The sequence below is a fragment of the Pseudomonas sp. FP1740 genome (genome assembly GCF_030687165.1).
In the GTDB taxonomy this organism is placed as follows: Bacteria; Pseudomonadota; Gammaproteobacteria; order Pseudomonadales; family Pseudomonadaceae; genus Aquipseudomonas.
In genome coordinates this window covers 5,775,221-5,791,771 of sequence record NZ_CP117461.1, presented here as the reverse complement: position 1 = coordinate 5,791,771, position 16,551 = coordinate 5,775,221, and the positions used below count along the sequence as shown (strand labels likewise).

General features: G+C 60.3%; 14 protein-coding genes. 6 read left to right on the top strand and 8 right to left on the bottom strand.

The window, feature by feature from the left end; genetic code table 11:
* Positions 1-6 precede the first annotated feature (6 nt).
* The 3 genes from PSH69_RS26010 to PSH69_RS26000 all read right to left on the bottom strand — a co-directional run bounded on the left by PSH69_RS26010 (position 7) and on the right by PSH69_RS26000 (position 3,770).
* Complete coding sequence (locus PSH69_RS26010; RefSeq protein ID WP_305410225.1) at positions 7-969, bottom strand: alpha/beta fold hydrolase; 963 nt, start codon at positions 967-969, stop codon at positions 7-9.
* Positions 969-1,862 carry a neutral zinc metallopeptidase gene (locus tag PSH69_RS26005; RefSeq protein WP_305410224.1) on the bottom strand — a complete coding sequence of 298 codons (894 nt, stop codon included), beginning with the start codon at positions 1,860-1,862 and terminating at the stop codon, positions 969-971. The genes PSH69_RS26010 and PSH69_RS26005 overlap by 1 nt, the downstream gene beginning before the upstream one ends.
* Positions 1,863-2,051: 189 nt before the next feature.
* Entirely contained in the window at positions 2,052-3,770 is a 1,719-nt protein-coding gene (locus tag PSH69_RS26000) for an FAD-dependent oxidoreductase (RefSeq protein WP_305410223.1), read from the bottom strand.
* Between the two features lie 171 nt (positions 3,771-3,941).
* Here PSH69_RS26000 and PSH69_RS25995 point away from each other — a divergent pair, with 171 nt between their 5' ends.
* The 4 genes from PSH69_RS25995 to PSH69_RS25980 all read left to right on the top strand — a co-directional run bounded on the left by PSH69_RS25995 (position 3,942) and on the right by PSH69_RS25980 (position 7,790).
* Positions 3,942-4,718 (top strand): IclR family transcriptional regulator, encoded by a 777-nt coding sequence (locus tag PSH69_RS25995; RefSeq protein ID WP_111454219.1) that lies wholly within the window; start codon positions 3,942-3,944, stop codon positions 4,716-4,718.
* Positions 4,719-4,863: 145 nt separating this feature from the next.
* On the top strand, positions 4,864-5,919 hold the full coding sequence (locus tag PSH69_RS25990; RefSeq protein ID WP_305410222.1) for a Gfo/Idh/MocA family protein: 1,056 nt from the start codon (positions 4,864-4,866) through the stop codon (positions 5,917-5,919).
* Positions 5,920-5,921: 2 nt separating this feature from the next.
* Positions 5,922-6,737 carry a sugar phosphate isomerase/epimerase gene (locus PSH69_RS25985; protein ID WP_305410221.1) on the top strand — a complete coding sequence of 272 codons (816 nt, stop codon included), beginning with the start codon at positions 5,922-5,924 and terminating at the stop codon, positions 6,735-6,737.
* Positions 6,738-6,911: 174 nt separating this feature from the next.
* Complete coding sequence (locus tag PSH69_RS25980; RefSeq protein WP_064620533.1) at positions 6,912-7,790, top strand: DMT family transporter; 879 nt, start codon at positions 6,912-6,914, stop codon at positions 7,788-7,790.
* Positions 7,791-7,796: 6 nt separating this feature from the next.
* Here PSH69_RS25980 and PSH69_RS25975 read toward each other — a convergent pair whose 3' ends face one another.
* Positions 7,797-9,419 (bottom strand): methyl-accepting chemotaxis protein, encoded by a 1,623-nt coding sequence (locus tag PSH69_RS25975; RefSeq protein ID WP_305410220.1) that lies wholly within the window; start codon positions 9,417-9,419, stop codon positions 7,797-7,799.
* Positions 9,420-9,516: 97 nt separating this feature from the next.
* Positions 9,517-10,854 (bottom strand): MFS transporter, encoded by a 1,338-nt coding sequence (locus PSH69_RS25970; RefSeq protein WP_018925801.1) that lies wholly within the window; start codon positions 10,852-10,854, stop codon positions 9,517-9,519.
* Between the two features lie 490 nt (positions 10,855-11,344).
* Between PSH69_RS25970 and quiC the strand changes: the two genes are divergently transcribed.
* The gene (gene quiC, locus PSH69_RS25965) at positions 11,345-13,246 is read left to right on the top strand and encodes a 3-dehydroshikimate dehydratase QuiC (RefSeq protein WP_204124856.1); all 1,902 of its coding nucleotides are present in this window, start codon (positions 11,345-11,347) and stop codon (positions 13,244-13,246) included.
* 103 nt (positions 13,247-13,349) lie between these two features.
* Positions 13,350-14,027 carry a TetR/AcrR family transcriptional regulator gene (locus tag PSH69_RS25960; protein ID WP_305410219.1) on the top strand — a complete coding sequence of 226 codons (678 nt, stop codon included), beginning with the start codon at positions 13,350-13,352 and terminating at the stop codon, positions 14,025-14,027.
* A gap of 53 nt (positions 14,028-14,080) precedes the next feature.
* On the opposite strand, the gene PSH69_RS25955 is transcribed toward PSH69_RS25960, so the two are convergent.
* From PSH69_RS25955 to PSH69_RS25945, 3 genes are all read right to left on the bottom strand, one after another.
* A complete protein-coding gene (locus tag PSH69_RS25955; RefSeq protein WP_305410218.1) occupies positions 14,081-14,935 on the bottom strand; it encodes a shikimate dehydrogenase in 855 nt (284 codons plus the stop codon).
* A gap of 5 nt (positions 14,936-14,940) precedes the next feature.
* Positions 14,941-15,381: a type II 3-dehydroquinate dehydratase gene (gene aroQ, locus PSH69_RS25950; protein ID WP_007937291.1), complete on the bottom strand. Its 441-nt coding sequence runs from the start codon at positions 15,379-15,381 to the stop codon at positions 14,941-14,943.
* Positions 15,382-15,511: 130 nt separating this feature from the next.
* Positions 15,512-16,423 (bottom strand): LysR family transcriptional regulator, encoded by a 912-nt coding sequence (locus PSH69_RS25945; protein WP_305410217.1) that lies wholly within the window; start codon positions 16,421-16,423, stop codon positions 15,512-15,514.
* Positions 16,424-16,551: the final 128 nt, after the last annotated feature.

Here is a 16,551-nt window from a genome sequence, read left to right as displayed (position 1 = left end):
CAAAACTCACTGCCCGAACAACGCCTTCTGCCCCTCGGGCGAGGTAAACATCCCGTCCCCATTGTGCCCGACGCCGGGCACTTCTATCAGTTGCTGACTCAACCCTTGAGGATGGCGCCGTTTCAGATAATTGAAATAATTGCGCCCGCGAATCAAACGAGAAACGCCCTGGGCTTTGGCTTCGCAACTTTTATCCAGCGCCGGGTGATTCGGGTCGATGTCCTGCTGCCCGAGCAAATAAACGATGTCACGTTTGACGTAGTTTTCTTCCAGCTGCGCAGGCGTTTGCCCATTGGCATAGGCGGGCAAGTCCGCCAGACCATACTTCCAGCGATTGAAGTTCGGACACCCCGCGTGACTGAACGCAACCGGCCGTTGCTCATTGAAATAGGCATACGACGAAGGATTGGCGATCACATAACGCACCTTCACCCCTGCTGTGTCGAGGGCTGGCTGAGGGTGGCTCAACATGGCGTAACGCTGAACCACCTGAGCGCCGCCCGAGTGACCGGCAATGACGATTTGCTTCACGTCCGGAAACTGTCGCCGATCACCCAGGCGAGCGATGATTTCGTCGAGCGCCGCGTAGGAGCTCAGCGTAAACGGCGCGGTGGATAAGCCACCGGCCATCCAGTCATTGCCGTGCCAGCGTAAAACGCTGTCAGGCACCGGGTGGCTCGCGATGTCGGTTTCATTGAGAAACTGTGGGGCAAGCACCAGGGTGTTATCGCTTTGCCCGGCTTGCTCGGCCGCGTGCTCGGCGCTCTGGCGGTAGGTCTCAGCGTTGCGCAAACGCCCATGGATGATGATCAGCACCCGTTCGATATTCTTCGCCGGTGTCGGGCCGATGCCCACCGCGATTTCGCCGGCGCTCAATAGCAGGCGCCCGGAACTGATCTCCTTGACCCCCTGCTCGGCAGCCTGGGCGCTTGTGCAGGTGATCAACAGAGCTAACAACCACTTGTGCATTACAGATTCTTCGCGGCAAAGGTATCGCACTGGCCAACCTGGCCTTGTGCAAATCCGGCTTTGAACCAGCGCACCCTTTGCGCTGACGTACCATGAGTGAACGAGTCCGGTACCACGCGGCCCTGACCTTGCTGCTGCAAGCGGTCATCGCCGATGGCGTTGGCGGCGTTCAAGGCTTCTTCGATGTCACCGGGTTCCAGCCAGTTCAGGCGCTTCTGCGCAATGTTGGCCCAGACCCCGGCCAGGCAATCGGCCTGCAGTTCCTGACGCACCAGCAAACCACCGTCGCCCTCCATTTGCCGGCCCTGCTGCCGAGCGGTCTGAATCTTCGCCGAAACGCCGAGCAAGGTCTGCACGTGGTGTCCGACTTCGTGAGCGATCACGTAGGCCTGGGCGAAATCACCTGCGGCGGAAAAACGCTGGGACATTTCCTGGAAGAAACTCATGTCCAGATAGACCTTCTGGTCTGCCGGGCAATAGAACGGACCAGTCGCCGACGTCGCCAATCCGCACGCCGAGTTCACCTGATTACTGAACAGCACCAGGGTCGGGTCTTTATATTGCCGACCGGCCTGCTGGAAAATCTGGCCCCAGGTGTCTTCGGTGTCGCCGAGGATCGAGCGCACGAACTCGGCCCCTTCATCATTGGCCGGTGGCGCCTTGCGGGTTTGGGTGGTGGTTGGGGCCGATTGCTCGCTCATTTGTCCGGTCAATTGACCGAGGATCTGCATCGGGTCCTGGCCGGTGATCCAGCCGATCCCGACAATCAACAGGATCGCCGTCAGGCTCAGGCCCTTGCCCCCGCCGAAGCGCATCCCGCCGCCCCCACCGCCGACATCATCGCCACGGGCATCGACCACGTTGTCGCTGCGTCGGCCTTTTTTCCAAAGCATGGGGGGAAATCCTCGTTTGAATATGGTGATGAGTGTTGCTGGTGAGTGAGAGCGGCGCCAGTCCGGTCGTCTGTCTTTTACTGCGCAGGGAATAATTCAGACTTGTATTGAACACGGATAGCCCGGCGAATTCCTTCAGGGCGACAGGTTTTTACCGAGTGGGTGAATGTTTGTCTCGGGAATCGTCGATCAAACGCACTCGATTCCGGCGATATGCCGTGCTGCGATGTAGCCGAAGGTCAGCGCCGGGCCGAGATTGATACCGCCGGCGGGATAATGCCCGCCCATGATGCTGGCCATGTCGCCGCCCGCCGCGTACAGCCCGGCAATGGCCTGGCCGGATGCGTCGAGGACTTGCGCGTGCCTGTTGACCTTGAGCCCGGCGAAGGTGCCGAAGCAGCCAGGCTGAACCTTCACAGCGTAGAACGGGCCTTGTTCAATCGGCGCGACGCACGGGTTGGGTTGCTGCAACGCATCGCCCTGTTTGCGGTTGTAGGGCGTCGAGCCACGACCGAATAAAGGATCTTCACCATTGCGCGCATGCCGGTTGTACTCCTCTAGCGTGCTGCGCAATCCGTTTGGGTCGATGCCACAGGCCTTGGCCAATTCCTCGACAGTGTTGCCGACCTTCAGATAACCGTTGCGGATGAAAGATGACAGCGGCACCGGAAACGGCCGAGAGATGCCCAAGCCATAACGTCGCTGAAAACCGTGGTTGCAGATCAGCCAGGAGGCGACTTCTTCACCCTGTGGTGCGGCGGCGACCATGGCGGTCACGTAGTCGTAGTAACCGTTGGCTTCATTGACGAAGCGGCGGCCGTTGCTCAGTACGCCGATGATCCCGGGCTTGCCGCGCTCGATGATGTGCGGGAAGTGACCGACGTGGCCATCCTTGTACGGCACTTGCGAAACCGGCGCCCAGGCCACGGGCGACGCCATGTCGGCGTTGACTCGAGCGCCGACACTTTCACCCAGTCGCAGGCCATCGCCGGCCACGCCGAGGGGCGGCAGGGCCAGGTGCTCATGACCGGACGGTGTGCGAGGGAACAGAGCTTTGCGCCGTTCGATGTCATTGGCAAAACCGCCGGCCGCGAGCACCACGGCCTTGCGCGCATGGATGCGGATGTTGCCTTTGGCGGTGCTGACTACCGCGCCTCGCACCTGATTGTCTTCGCAAAGCAACTCGGTCACCGGTGCCGATTCCCAGAGCAGTACGCCAAGGTCTTCGGCAGACTTTGCCAGCCGCGCCACCAGCGCTACACCGTTGACCAATTGCATCGCCCGCCCATGAACGGCGAGGTCGAACAGATGGCGGGTGAAACGCCGGGTGACGTGCCAGACCGCCGCCAGTGAGCGGGTCAGGTTGAGAAACGCCGAGAGGTCCGCCCCCGCCATGATCGGCATGCCCATGAACGAGGTTTCCCGCATGGTTTTGCGAAGACGCTTCAGTAGCTTGCCGACTTTTCGCCCGTCATAAGGCGCAGCGATCACCGACCGTCCACCGGTGCCGGCACCCGGCGTATCGCCATGAATGTCGGCGATGGCGTTACCGTCGGCGAATTGCAGGGAAGTGTGTTGCTCGAAGAACGCGACCATTCGCGGGCCAGCCTCAAGGAACGCGTCGATCATCGCCGGATCGTAACGCTCACCCAATTCGTGCTTCAGGTAAGTGCGCGGTTGCTCGACGTCTTCAACGATGCCGGCACGACGCGCCAGAGGATTGCACGGCACCCAGGCCCATCCGCCGGACCACGCCGTGGCGCCGCCGAACACCGGGTCTTTCTCGACCACGATCACTTTCAAGCCATGCCAGGCTGCGGTTACAGCTGCGGACAATCCGGCCGCACCGGAGCCGACGATCAGCACATCGCATTCGATGTCCGCAAGGAGGGGAGAATCGGCCGGCATCGTTAAAAGCTCCAGATTGTTTTTGGAATTTAATTCCAGAAAATATAAAGGCTTGATTGATCCCGGCAACCATTCACTGCGTAAAGAGGGCGGTTATCGGACAGCGGGTTCCAGATTTCGCATTACGTGGTTTGTCTTTTAGAATCGGCAAAATTTCGAGTGGAACCCCCCATGGCCGGCAGTCAGATCGAACGTGTTTTCAGCGTGCTGGAAAGCCTCACCAGTGACCCTCGCGGCCTGCCGATGCAGACGTTGGCGGAGCAACTGGACATCCCCAAAAGCGCGACCCACCGTCTGCTCGCCGAGCTGATTCGGCTAGGTTACGTGCGACAGAATCCGGAGAACTTGCGCTATCACCTGTCGACCAAACTGGTGGCGATGGGTTTCCGTTACCTGTCGAGCAGCGGCGCCGATATCGTGCAACCGGTGCTCGATCGCCTGGCCGAGGAAACCGGCGAGCTGGTGCGCCTTGGCGTTATTGAAGGCGAGCGCCAGGTCTGGATCGCCAAGTCTCAGGGCGCTCGCTCGGGCCTGCGTTACGACCCGGACATGGGTCGTGATGCGCCCTTGTTCTATACCGCTTCGGGCCACGCATGGCTGGCGTGCATGAGCGATGCCGAAGCGTTGTCGCTGGTGGAGCGTCAGGGGAGCGAACGGCCGAAAGACCTGGGGCCTAACGCGCCGCGCTCCAACATTGAGTTACTGGAACGCCTGCGTCTGGCGCGAGAGCAGGGCTATGCCTGGGTCGAAGAGAGTTCGGCCGTGGGCACCTCGGCGATAGCGGCGGTGGTGCGTCACCCAAGCGATGGTCGAGTGATCGGTGTGCTGAGCATTGCCGGGCCAAGCGCGCGGATGCCGGGGGCACGGTTGCATGAACTGGCGCCGCTGTTGTTGAAGTTCACTGAGGAGCTGTCTGCCGCAAGCCTGGCTTCGGAGTTGTTCGTCTAATTCTGCCCGCACAAACCCATATGTGGGCTATGCGAATCTGTGCGTTGTTCGAACACAAGTTGCCGTTACTCCTGTAAGAATCTGGAACCAGGTTCTAAATTATTGGAATTCATCCCTCCGACAATAATCACAAGAGGACCGCAGCATGACTTCGCCCCTTCGCATCGCCCTGATCGGTGCCGGCAACATGGGCCAGCAGCATTACCGGCATCTGCAAACCCTGACACAAGCGACGTTGTGTGCGGTGGCCGATCCCGGCCCACAAGCGGCAGGCCTCGCGGGCGAATGGGGCGTGGGGTATTTCGCTGATCACCGTCAGATGCTGGAGCAGGCGAAGCCAGAGGCGGTGATCGTTGCCAACCCGAACACGCTCCACGTCAGCACTGCGCTCGATTGCCTCGCCGCAGGTGTGCCGGTGCTACTGGAAAAACCGGTGGGTGTGCACCTGGATGAAGCGCGCGAACTGGTGGCCGCGTCGAAAGCCACCGGTGTTCCCGTGCTGGTCGGCCACCATCGCCGGCACAATCCGTTGATCGTCCGCGCCCATGAACTGGTGCAGGGTGGCGCTTTGGGGCAGCTGACGACGGTGACGGCGCTCTGGCAGTTGCGCAAACCCGACAGCTATTTCGAGACGCCATGGCGCCGCGAGCCCGGTGCGGGGATGTTGTTGACCAACCTGATTCACGACCTCGACCTGCTGCGCCATCTGTGCGGCGAAGTGCGGCAGGTGCAGGCAATCACCAGCAATGCGGTGCGCGGATTTGCCAACGAAGATTGCGCGGCGGTGTTGCTGCAATTCGACAATGGCGCACTGGGCAGCCTGACCGGTTCCGACGCCGTCGCGGCGCCCTGGAGTTGGGAGCTGGATTCCGGGGAGAACCCGGTCTATCCGCGCCAGGCCGATCAGCCCTGTTACTTGCTGGCCGGGACGGGCGGTGCATTGAGCATTCCGCAACTCAAGCGCTGGCACTACGCTGACGTCGATTGCGGATGGCATCAACCGTTGCTGGCGGAACAGGAATACTTCAGCGTCGATGAAGCATTGCGTTTGCAGTTGCAGCACTTCGTGCGCGTGGCGCGTCGGGAAGTCGAACCCTTGGTGAGCGCGGCCGATGCTGCGCGCACCCTGGCGCTGGTTGAGGCGATTCGCAGGGCCGCCGAAACCGGTCGTGCCTGCTCCCCAATGTTGATCGAGGGATGAGCATGAGTGAGCGGATCTTTTCCCTGGCCAGCCTGACGGTGCTGGAGTTGTCTCCGCCGGAGATGGTCGAGGTCGCAGCACGGGCCGGATACAGCCATGTCGGACTACGCCTTGAACCTGCAACACCCGAAGAACATCACTTTGCGCTGGTAGCCGATGTCGGTTTACGGCGTGAGACGCTGGCGCGGCTGCGCGATACCGGCATTCGTGTGCTGGATGTTGAAATCCTGCGTCTTAAACCGCAAACCGTCGTCGCCGACTTCGAGAAGATTCTGGCGGTCGGGGCGCAATTGGGTGCCAGTGAATTGCTGGTGGCCGGTAACGATTCCGACGAACAACGACTCACCGAGAACTTCGCCCGGCTGTGTGATCTGGCGGCACCTTATGGGCTGCATCCGCATCTGGAGTTCATGCCATGGACCGATGCGCGCGATCTTGAACAAGCGGTGCGCATCGTCGAAAACGCTGACCGTGAATACGGCGGGGTGTTGGTGGACGCGTTCCATTTCGACCGATCGGGTTCGCGGCTGGAAGATCTGGCCAAAGTTGCTCCGTCACGGTTACGGTACACACAGTTATGCGATGTCGCGGGGCCACGGCCAACGGACATGGCGGAGATTTTGCGTCAGGCGCGTAACGAGCGGCGTTTTCCGGGCGATGGCGATTGTGATCTGGCGGGGTTGTTGCAGTGTTTGCCGGCCGATATCCCGTTAAGCCTGGAGATTCCCGCCGTGAAGTTGCAGGAACAGGGCGTGAGCGGGTTGCAGCGGGCGCAGATGGCGTTGGATAAGACCCGGGAATTGTTGGCGCGCCTTTGAACCTGTGGCAAGGGAGCTTGTCGGACCGCCGCACCGTCCCGTTCGGCGGCGAAGCGGTCGTCAACGACCTGTTATATGCAGTGACGGAACACCTTTGCTGATTTGGGGACTGCTGCGCAGTCCAGCGGGAGCAAGCTCCCTCGCCACATTCTGATTTGATTACAGAGGCCTTGCATGACCATCAGCACCCCGCTCTCCGGTGTAAACCAACCCTTCAAAGGGATTCTGCTGATCGTTGTCGCGACCTTTCTGTTTTCCAGTCACGACGCCTTGTCGAAATATCTATCGGGGTTTTATCCGATCGTCATGGTGGTCTGGGCCCGCTATGTGGTTCACACCTTGCTGATGGCCGGGATTTTCCTGCCGCAATCGGGGTTGCGAGTCCTGCGCACCAAACGGCCGTTGCTGCAGCTATTCAGGGCGTTGTGCCTGTTGGGCACCAGTTTGTTTTTCACCACTGGTTTGCAGTACATCCCGTTGGCCGAAGCCACGGCGGTCAACTTTCTCGCTCCGGTTCTGGTCACCGCGTTGTCGGTGCCACTGCTGCGTGAGCGGGTCACCCGTGGCCAATGGATCGCGGTGATTTGCGGATTTGTCGGCGTATTGATCATCGTCCATCCCGGCGGGGATCTGTTCACGCCAGCAGTCTTGCTGCCACTCTGCTCGGCGCTGTTTTTCTGCTTCTATCAATTGCTCACCCGCAAGCTCAGTGAAATCGACAGCCCGACCACCAGTAACTTCTTCGCCGGCCTGTGCAACACCCTGGTGATGAGTGCGTTGGTGCCGTTTTTCTGGAAAGTGCCAAGCCTTGGGCATGGATTGATGATGGTTGCACTGGGCGCCTGCGGGATGACGGCGCACCTGTTTCTGACCCAGGCGTTCCGCCATGCCGCCCCCGCGCTGCTGGCACCGTTCGGCTATTGCCAGATTGTCTTTGCCGGTTTGCTCGGCTGGTTGCTGTTTTCTCACACGCCGACCCTGACCACGGTGGTCGGGATCGCGGTGATTTGCTGCAGCGGGTTGGCGGCGGCGTGGCAACAAAGCCGCCGCTGAACCCGGTCAAAATTTGAAACGCACCACCAGGTTTTGCAGGCCCGCCGCCAGTCGCGACAACTCCTGGCTGGTGGCGCTGGTCCGGGTCGCGGCGTCGGCGCTTTCCAGCGACAGGTCGCGGATGTTCAGCAGATTACGATCCACCTCACGGGCCACCTGCGCCTGTTCTTCCGAGGCACTGGCGATCACCAGGTTACGTTCATGGATCTGCTCCATCGCCCGGGTGATTTCTGCCAGCGCCAGCCCGGCCTGTTCAGCAATCGACAAGGTTTCAGCAACACGCTGACTGTTGTCGTGCATCGACATCACCACACCGTTGGTATCGCCCTGAACCCGGCCAATGATCTGTTCGATCTCCCGGGTTGATTGCTGAGTGCGATGCGCCAGCGCCCGAACTTCATCGGCCACCACCGCGAAACCACGTCCGGCTTCCCCGGCTCGCGCAGCCTCGATGGCGGCATTGAGCGCGAGCAGGTTGGTCTGTTCGGCGATGGCGCGGATCACGTCCAGCACCTTGCCGATTTCCCGGGACTGCTCGGCCAGGGTCTGAACCTGTTGCAGCGCGATGCCCGCATTGCCGCTCATCGCCTGAATCGAATCCAGGGTTTCAATCACTCGCGCCTGGCCCTGGCTGGCTTGCTGCGTTGATTGGCGAGTGCTGTCGGAAGTCGACACCGCGTTGCGTGCCACTTCTTCCACCGCGACGGTCATTTCGTTGACGGCCGTGGCGGCCTGCTCGATTTCATTGTGTTGCTGTTGCAGCCGACTGGAGTCCTGCTGAGTGCTCTGATTCATCTGCAGGGCGGCGGCCGCCAATTGAGTCGACGTGCCGCTGATCAGTTGCAGGGTTTCCCGCAGGCTGGTCTGCATGGCCGACAGGGCCTTGAGCAAGCGTGCGGTTTCATCGGCGCCGTGGCTGCGGATCGGTTGACTCAGGTCACCGGCGGCCACTTGCTCGGCCACGTCGACCGCCTGACGGATCGGCAGGACGATGCTGCGAATCAACAGCCAGGCCAGGCACAGGGTCAGGAGCGCGACCGCGATCAGCGCACCGATCACGGTGATTTTTACCTGGTTGTAGAGCGAGTCAGCCTGGTTGGCCGACAGGCTGACTTCGTTGGCGGAAAGCGCCATCAATTCGGCGAACTGGTCACCGGTCTGGGTCGAGTAGTCCTGGATTTTGCCATTGAGCAACGCGGTCATTTCTTCGCTGCGGTTTTCCCGCGACAGCGCTTCGTATTGCGCCAGCGCCTGGCGATAGCTGGTGACGGTGGCGACGAAGTTTTCGTACGGCCCCCGGTTGTAATCGCCGACCAGCGGAGTGAATTTTTCCAGCGTCTCTGCAAGCCAACCCTGCACTTGGTGCAGACGTGTGACGGTGGCATCGAGCACCTTTGGATCGCGGTTGAGCGCCATGCGCAGGCTGAGCACGCGAATGCTCAGGATGTAGTCGCGGATTTCACCCAGGTGGCGAATGCTAGGCAGGGAGACGTTTTCAGTGTGCTGGCCGGTGGCGCGGACTTGCGCGACCTGTTTAAGGGCGAACAGCCCCTGCAACAGGACCAGCAGGGCGATGACGCCGAAGCTGATCACGGCACGCTTGGCGATGCTCAAGTTACCTGGCGACATGGTGTGCCTCTGTGGCTGTGAGAAAAAAAGGGTGAAATGGATAAATCGCGGCCATAAAAAAACGCAGGCCCGGGATCAGGCCTGCGTTTGTGGTGTATCAATCTTTTACGGTCGGAATCTTGCGCGGTGCCATGAAGTACATCCAGGTCAGCGCGATGAAGTACATCGCCGGAATGATGGTGAACAACACGGTGTAGTTGTTGTTGGTGATGGTCAGAATGTGGCCGACCAACTGGGTCATGAACATCCCGCCGATCGCCGCGCACATGCCGCCGAAGCCGAACACCGTACTCATCATGTGTTTAGGTGTGTAGTCCATCACCAGGCTCCAGATGTTCGCGGTCCAGGCCTGGTGCGCGCCGATGGCCAGGGAGATGGCGAACACCGCGAGCCACAGGCTGCTCGAACCGGCGGCCATGACCACCCCGATGATGCAGCAGGCGAACAGGAACATGGACATCAGTCGGGCCTTGATCGGGTTGATCCCGCGACCGATCAGGAACGAAGACAGGATCCCGCCGCCGACGCTGCCGAAGTCAGCCGTGAGGTAGATGATGATCAGCGGAATACCCATCTGGGTCACGTTGATCCCCAGGTTGTATTGCTGATTGAGGAACGGTGGCAGCCAGTACAGGTAGAACCAGAACACCGGCGCGGTGATCGAGTAGGCGAGGGCGAAGGCCCAGGTGCCACGCATGCGCAGGATTCGCGAGAACGGTACGCGGGATTGTTCTGGTTCGACTTCCTTCTGGATGTAGTCCAGTTCCGATTGTTTAACGCTCGGGTGATCTTCCGGGTTGAAGTATTTCAGGCCCCAGAACAGCAACCAGATGCCGCCCAGCGCCGCCATGCACAGGAACGCTGCCTGCCAGCCCCAGGCGTGAAGAATCAGTGGCAGCAGCATCGGTGTGAACATCGCACCGACGTTGGTCCCGGCGTTGAAAATACCGGTGGCCACGGCGCGCTCGCCAGCTGGGAACCACAACCGGGTGGTTTTCACGCAGGCCGGGTAGTTGGCGGCTTCAGTCAGGCCGAGAATGAACCGGCAGACCATGAAGCCCGCCGCCGAAGTGGCCAGGCCATGAGCGCCGGTGGCCAGGCTCCAGAGCAGTACCGCGAAGAAGAACACGCGCTTCACGCCGACCCGGTCGATCAACCGGCCTTGCAGCACGAAACCGACGGCGTAGCCGACCTGGAACCAGAAGTTGATGTTGGCGTAGTCCATCGCCGTCCAGCTCAGTTCCTTGGCCAGGATCGGCTGCATGACGCCCAAGGCTGCGCGGTCGATGTAGTTCAGGGTGGTGGCGAAAAATACCAGCGCCAGCATTCCCCAGCGGGTTTTGCCGACGGCCATGGCGCCGCGGATTTTGTCGCCAATGCCGCCAGTGGCGACGCTTTGGGCCGAAGCCACGCGAGAGCTTTGAGAAGGAAACATGTGTGTGCCATCCGTTCAATGACTGACAAGCGAGGCTTGTCGGGACTTCAAGGGCGCGTGATCAATCGATGGCGACGGGCGCGAGTGAGATTGATCGGCTGAGGTGTTTTCGTCAGGCGACGACAACGTTTTATTCAGCGAGCGGCACGGTTCGGCCGAGGGGGCGCAAGGTTCGGATGGACACCAGGTCTGGCGTGAGATCGGTGGAGCAAGCAAACAAGGCGTTGAATGAGCGCATGAGCGTGTACCCGTTTTTTGAAATTTTTATGTGGTGTTCAGGGTCTTTGGTAACCGAGTCCATGGGGTCGTGACCGGACTCAATGTGGTGTCGATGGTGCGCAGTGGACGAAAAATCGTCAATTCGCCAACCGCCATTGTGTTCGATAATCGCCCGCAAAACTAACCGGGTAGTACACTTTGAATTGCTGTGCGGATTCGTCAAGCCAATAATTTGCCCAACAAGAATGTCCCCACCACCGGGAGTCGACACATGCAGCGTTCCATTGCCACCGTTTCCTTGAGCGGTACCCTGCCGGAAAAACTAGAAGCCATCGCCGCCGCCGGTTTTGACGGGGTGGAAATTTTCGAGAACGACCTTCTCTACTACGACGGCAGCCCACGGGAAATCAGGCAGATGTGCGCTGATCTCGGGATCGCGATCACTCTGTTCCAACCCTTTCGGGATTTTGAAGGTTGCCGCCGCGATCGCCTGCCGCGCAATCTGGAGCGGGCCGAGCGCAAGTTCGATTTGATGCAAGAGCTGGGCACCGACCTGGTGCTGGTGTGCAGCAACGCCTCGGCCGACTCCATCGGCGATGAGCAGATCCTGGTCGACGACTTGCGCCTGCTCGCCGAACGGGCCGGCGCTCGTGGTTTGCGGATCGGTTACGAAGCGCTGGCCTGGGGCCGCCACGTGAACACGTATCAACAGGTGTGGAACATCGTTCGCCAGGCCGACCATCCGAGCCTCGGCGTGTTGCTGGACAGTTTCCATACGCTGTCGCTCAAGGGCGACCCGAAGGCGATCGCCGAGATTCCCGGTGACAAGATCTTCTTCGTGCAAATGGCCGATGCACCGATCCTGGCCATGGACGTGCTGGAGTGGAGCCGGCATTTCCGTTGTTTCCCCGGCCAGGGCGAATTCGATCTGCCGGGGTTCCTCGCGCCGATCATCAAGAGTGGCTACACCGGCCCGCTGTCGCTGGAGATCTTCAACGACGGTTTCCGCGCCGCGCCACCCCGGGCCAACGCCGCCGACGGCTTGCGTTCGTTGCTGTACCTGGAAGAGAAAACCCGCCAGCGCCTGGAACAGGAAGCCACGCCTGTGGCCAATCGCGACATTCTGTTCGACACCCCAGGCGCCAGCGAATACAACGGCATCGAGTTTCTTGAGTTCGCCGTGGATGAAAGCCTCGGCGCGAAGTTGTCCCATTGGCTGGAGCGGCTGGGTTTCGTCAAGGCTGGGCAACACCGTTCCAAGAGTGTCAGCCTGTTGCGTCAGGGCGATATCAACCTGATCCTCAACTCCGAACCTTATTCCTTCGCCCACAGTTTTTTCGAGGCCCATGGGCCATCGCTGTGCGCCACCGCCGTGCGGGTCAAGGACAGCGCCAGTGCGTTGGCCCGAGCCGTGGCTTACAAAGGCCAGCCGTATCGCGGGCTGGTAGGCCCCAATGAGCTGGAACTCGCCGCCGTGCGTGCGCCGGACGGCAGTCTGATTTACCTGGTAGACCAGGACGCCGACGTCTATGGCACCGACTTCAATCTGCAACCGGCGGCCGTGGCCAGCGGTGGCCTCAAGCGCATCGACCACATGGCCATGGCACTGCCCGCCGACAGCCTCGACAGCTGGGTGTTGTTCTATAAAAGCCTGCTGGATTTCGAAGCCGACGATGAAGTGGTGCTGCCCGACCCGTATGGTCTGGTGAAGAGCCGTGCCTTGCGCAGCCGTTGCAGTTCGATCCGCCTGCCGCTGAACATTTCCGAGAATCGCAACACCGCGATCTCACACGCGTTGTCGAGTTATCGCGGTTCCGGCGTGCATCACATCGCTTTCGATTGCGACGACATCTTTGCCGAAGTCAGCCGCGCCAAGGAGGCGGGCGTGCCGCTGCTGGATATCCCGCTCAACTACTACGATGACCTCGCCGCGCGCTTCGATTTCGACGATGAGTTCCTCAGCGAGTTGGCGTATTTCAACGTGCTCTACGACCGTGATGCCCAGGGTGGCGAGCTGTTTCACGTGTACACCGAGCCGTTCGAAGGGCGGTTTTTCTTTGAAATCATCCAGCGCAAAAACGGCTATGCGGGTTACGGCGCGGCCAACGTAGCCGTGCGACTGGCGGCCATGGCCAAATCCCGAAGTGGTGGCGTACGTCAGACAAAGTTGTAGGAAAATCGTAAACACGGGTACAAAACCGCTGCCGCGTGGCTTCCTTCACTGTGCGCAGCGGCCCATAATCGCCTACTTGTGCAGTGATGGCCGTGAGCCCGCAATGACAATAATTTCAGAACTCCCCGTAGCGCCCGAAAAGCCAATTGCCGAGCCTCGCAAGAGTCGCAAGAACAACCCGGAAAAAACCCGCGAGAACATCCTTCAAGAGGCTATCGTCGAGTTCGTCCAGCAGGGGCTTTCCGGTGCGCGCGTCGATGCGATCGCCGAGCGCATCCACACCTCCAAACGCATGATCTATTACTACTTCGGCAGTAAGGAGCAGCTCTACGTCGAGGTGCTGGAGAAGCTCTACGGGGATATCCGCAGCACCGAAAGTCGCTTGCACCTGGCCGAGCTGGCGCCGGTGGAGGCGATTCGGCGGTTGGTGGAATTCACCTTCGACCACCATGACCGCAACGTTGATTTCGTGCGTATCGTCTGCATCGAGAACATTCACAACGCCGAGTATGTGAAGCGCTCCGATGCGATCAAGGCGATGAACAACACCATCCTCGATTCACTGGGCGAGATTTTGCGTCGCGGGGCCGCAGAGGGTGTATTCCGCGCCGGCCTCGATCCGCTGGATGTGCACCTGCTGATCAGTTCGTTTTGCTTCTATCGCGTGTCGAACCGTCATACCTTCGGTGAGATCTTTCAGATCGACTTGCCGGATGAAAACATCAAGCAGCGTCATCGGGAGATGATTTGCGAGTCGGTTTTGCGATATCTGCAGGCCTGACACCTTCGCAGGCAAGCCTCGCTCCTACGGACGATGCTTGCCTGCGATGCTTTTCAACCATTCATGCTCTGAAAATGCGCCAGCATCCGCTGGGCATCCGGCACCACGCCGCTGAATAATTCGAACGCCTTCACCGCCTGAAACACCGCCATGTTGCCGCCATCCAGGGTACGGCAACCCAGCGCGCGAGCATTGCGCAGCAGTTCGGTTTCCAGCGGGAAGTAAACGATCTCCGCCACCCACAAATCAGCCCGAAGCAGCTCTACCGGCACCGGCATGCCCGGCAGTTTTTTCATACCCATGGGCGTGGTATTCACCAACCCGTCAGCCTGACCCAGCGTACCCGGCAAGTCATGACCGGCCACGGCGCGGCCAAAACCGAAATGCTGATTCAGGTTGTCCGCCAAAGACTGAGCCCGGCTGTGATCCACATCGAAAATGCTCAGCAGTTGTACGCCTTCGCTCAATAACGCGTGGGCCACCGCTGCGCCTGCGCCACCGGCGCCCATTTGCACCACTCGCTCACGGGCAACGTCCTGCAGGCCGCGACGAAAGCCTTCGGCGAAGCCCAGGCAATCGGTGTTGTGGCCGATGCGTTTACCGTCCTTGAACACCACCGTGTTCACCGCGCCAATGCCGCGGGCTTCCGGAGACAATTCGTCGAGCAACGGGATGATTGTCTGCTTGCACGGAAAGGTGATGTTCAGCCCGGTGAAATTCATCCGCTCGGCGGCCATCAGCAGGTCAGGCAGGGCGCCGCTGTCGAGTCTCAGCTGATCCAGGTCGATCAGTCGATACAGGTAGCGCAAACCCTGCGCATCGCCTTCGTGCTCGTGCAGCGCCGGAGTGCGGGAAGCCTGAATGCCGGCGCCGATCAGCCCGGCCAATACCACGGTGTTCTGTGTCATCACGCTTAACCTTTCAAACGTTGGCTGAAATGCTCCAGCGCCAAACGATAGCCGTGGCTGCCGAAACCGCACATCACCGCCGTGGCGATGGACGAGACAAAGGAGTGATGCCGGAAGGGTTCGCGGGCATGGACGTTGGACAGGTGCACTTCGATCACGGGCAGTTCGCTGGCGACCAACGCATCGCGAATGGCGACCGAGGTGTGGGTCCAGGCAGCCGGATTGATGACGATCCCGGCGCAGCGGCCACGGGCGGCATGAATCCAGTCGAGCAGTTCGCCTTCATGGTTGGTCTGGCGAAACTCCACCTTCAGGCCGAACTCTTCGGCGGCGCGACCGCACAGCGCTGAAATATCCGCCAGGGTTTCGTGGCCATAAGTCGCCGGTTCACGGGTGCCGAGCAGGTTCAGGTTCGGGCCGTTGAGCACCAGAACGATAGGGGACATCGGGTCTCTCCACTTATTATTTTTGGCATTGGCCGAGGGTCTCAGCCTGTGGAGATAAATTGTACTAACTGGTTAATAAGGTCAATTGAAGAGGCGCCGGCCCTGGATTATCTGTGCGGTGATCGAACATTCAGCGTGGAAGACGCTCAACCAGAAAATCGATAAACGCCCTGAGCCGCAACGGCACATGGCGGCTTTGCGGATACAGCAACGTGAAGGGGCGGGAGCGTCCGCCATAGGGCTTGAGCACTTCCACCAGCGAGCCATCCGCCAGTTCGTTTTCGACGATGAAGCGATAGGTTTGAAACAGCCCGGCACCGTGTTTCGCTAGCGTCACGCCGCCCAGTACGTCATCGGAGCAGCAGTAATTGCCCTCGGCCAGAATCTCCAAAGGCACGCCGTTATCGTTGAACAGCCAGGCAATCCGCCGCCCGCTGCTGGGTAGCTCGAACTGGATGCATTCGTGGTGCTCCAGATCGTCGAGGGTCTGTGGTGTGCCGGCACGCTTGAGATAGTCAGGGCTGGCAATCATCACCAGCGCGGCGTCCTCCAGCGGCCGGGCAATCAGCCCGGAGTCGGGAATCGCCCGCACGCGGATGGCCATGTCATAGCCTTCGCCGACGAAATCGATGTTGCGATTGCTGATGTGCACCTCGACTTTCACGGCGGGAAAGCGCGCCCGGAACGTCGGCAGCAGCGGCAGGATGCGGTGGTGGGCATAAGTGGTTGGAATGCTGATACGCAAGGTGCCGGAGGGTTCCTGCTGTTGGCCCATGACTTCGCGCTGAGCCTCGACCAGCTGCGCAAGGGCCAGGCGACACTCCTCGAAATAACGCCGGCCACTGTCGGTCAGCTTGACGCTGCGGGTGGTACGCGCGAACAGCCGCACACCCAGACGTTCTTCCATCCGCGACACCGAGCGACTGACCGCAGCCGGGGTCACTCCCGCCACCAGGGCTGCGGCGGTAAAGCTGCCCGCTTCGGCGGCCAGGCAAAACAGTTCGATGCTGCCGAGCTGAAGATCGTCGAAATGTCGCTGCATGATTGATTACACCAAGAATCAAATGGGATGCCTGAGGTGGTATTTATCAAATGCAGACGTACAAATACAGGGTTCGTTTCAACCACCAGCGCCGTTGAGTTCATCACCGGCCAGATATTGGTAGTGAA

What these genes read in the sequence shown, in the direction of transcription:
- PSH69_RS26010 (WP_305410225.1), bottom strand. Translation starts at nt 969, where the DNA reads ATGCACAAGTGGTTGTTAGCTCTGTTGATCACCTGCACAAGCGCCCAG.
- PSH69_RS26005 (WP_305410224.1), bottom strand. Translation starts at nt 1,862, where the DNA reads ATGCTTTGGAAAAAAGGCCGACGCAGCGACAACGTGGTCGATGCCCGT.
- PSH69_RS26000 (WP_305410223.1), bottom strand. Translation starts at nt 3,770, where the DNA reads ATGCCGGCCGATTCTCCCCTCCTTGCGGACATCGAATGCGATGTGCTG.
- PSH69_RS25995 (WP_111454219.1), top strand. Translation starts at nt 3,942, where the DNA reads ATGGCCGGCAGTCAGATCGAACGTGTTTTCAGCGTGCTGGAAAGCCTC.
- PSH69_RS25990 (WP_305410222.1), top strand. Translation starts at nt 4,864, where the DNA reads ATGACTTCGCCCCTTCGCATCGCCCTGATCGGTGCCGGCAACATGGGC.
- PSH69_RS25985 (WP_305410221.1), top strand. Translation starts at nt 5,922, where the DNA reads ATGAGTGAGCGGATCTTTTCCCTGGCCAGCCTGACGGTGCTGGAGTTG.
- PSH69_RS25980 (WP_064620533.1), top strand. Translation starts at nt 6,912, where the DNA reads ATGACCATCAGCACCCCGCTCTCCGGTGTAAACCAACCCTTCAAAGGG.
- PSH69_RS25975 (WP_305410220.1), bottom strand. Translation starts at nt 9,419, where the DNA reads ATGTCGCCAGGTAACTTGAGCATCGCCAAGCGTGCCGTGATCAGCTTC.
- PSH69_RS25970 (WP_018925801.1), bottom strand. Translation starts at nt 10,854, where the DNA reads ATGTTTCCTTCTCAAAGCTCTCGCGTGGCTTCGGCCCAAAGCGTCGCC.
- quiC (WP_204124856.1), top strand. Translation starts at nt 11,345, where the DNA reads ATGCAGCGTTCCATTGCCACCGTTTCCTTGAGCGGTACCCTGCCGGAA.
- PSH69_RS25960 (WP_305410219.1), top strand. Translation starts at nt 13,350, where the DNA reads ATGACAATAATTTCAGAACTCCCCGTAGCGCCCGAAAAGCCAATTGCC.
- PSH69_RS25955 (WP_305410218.1), bottom strand. Translation starts at nt 14,935, where the DNA reads ATGACACAGAACACCGTGGTATTGGCCGGGCTGATCGGCGCCGGCATT.
- aroQ (WP_007937291.1), bottom strand. Translation starts at nt 15,381, where the DNA reads ATGTCCCCTATCGTTCTGGTGCTCAACGGCCCGAACCTGAACCTGCTC.
- PSH69_RS25945 (WP_305410217.1), bottom strand. Translation starts at nt 16,423, where the DNA reads ATGCAGCGACATTTCGACGATCTTCAGCTCGGCAGCATCGAACTGTTT.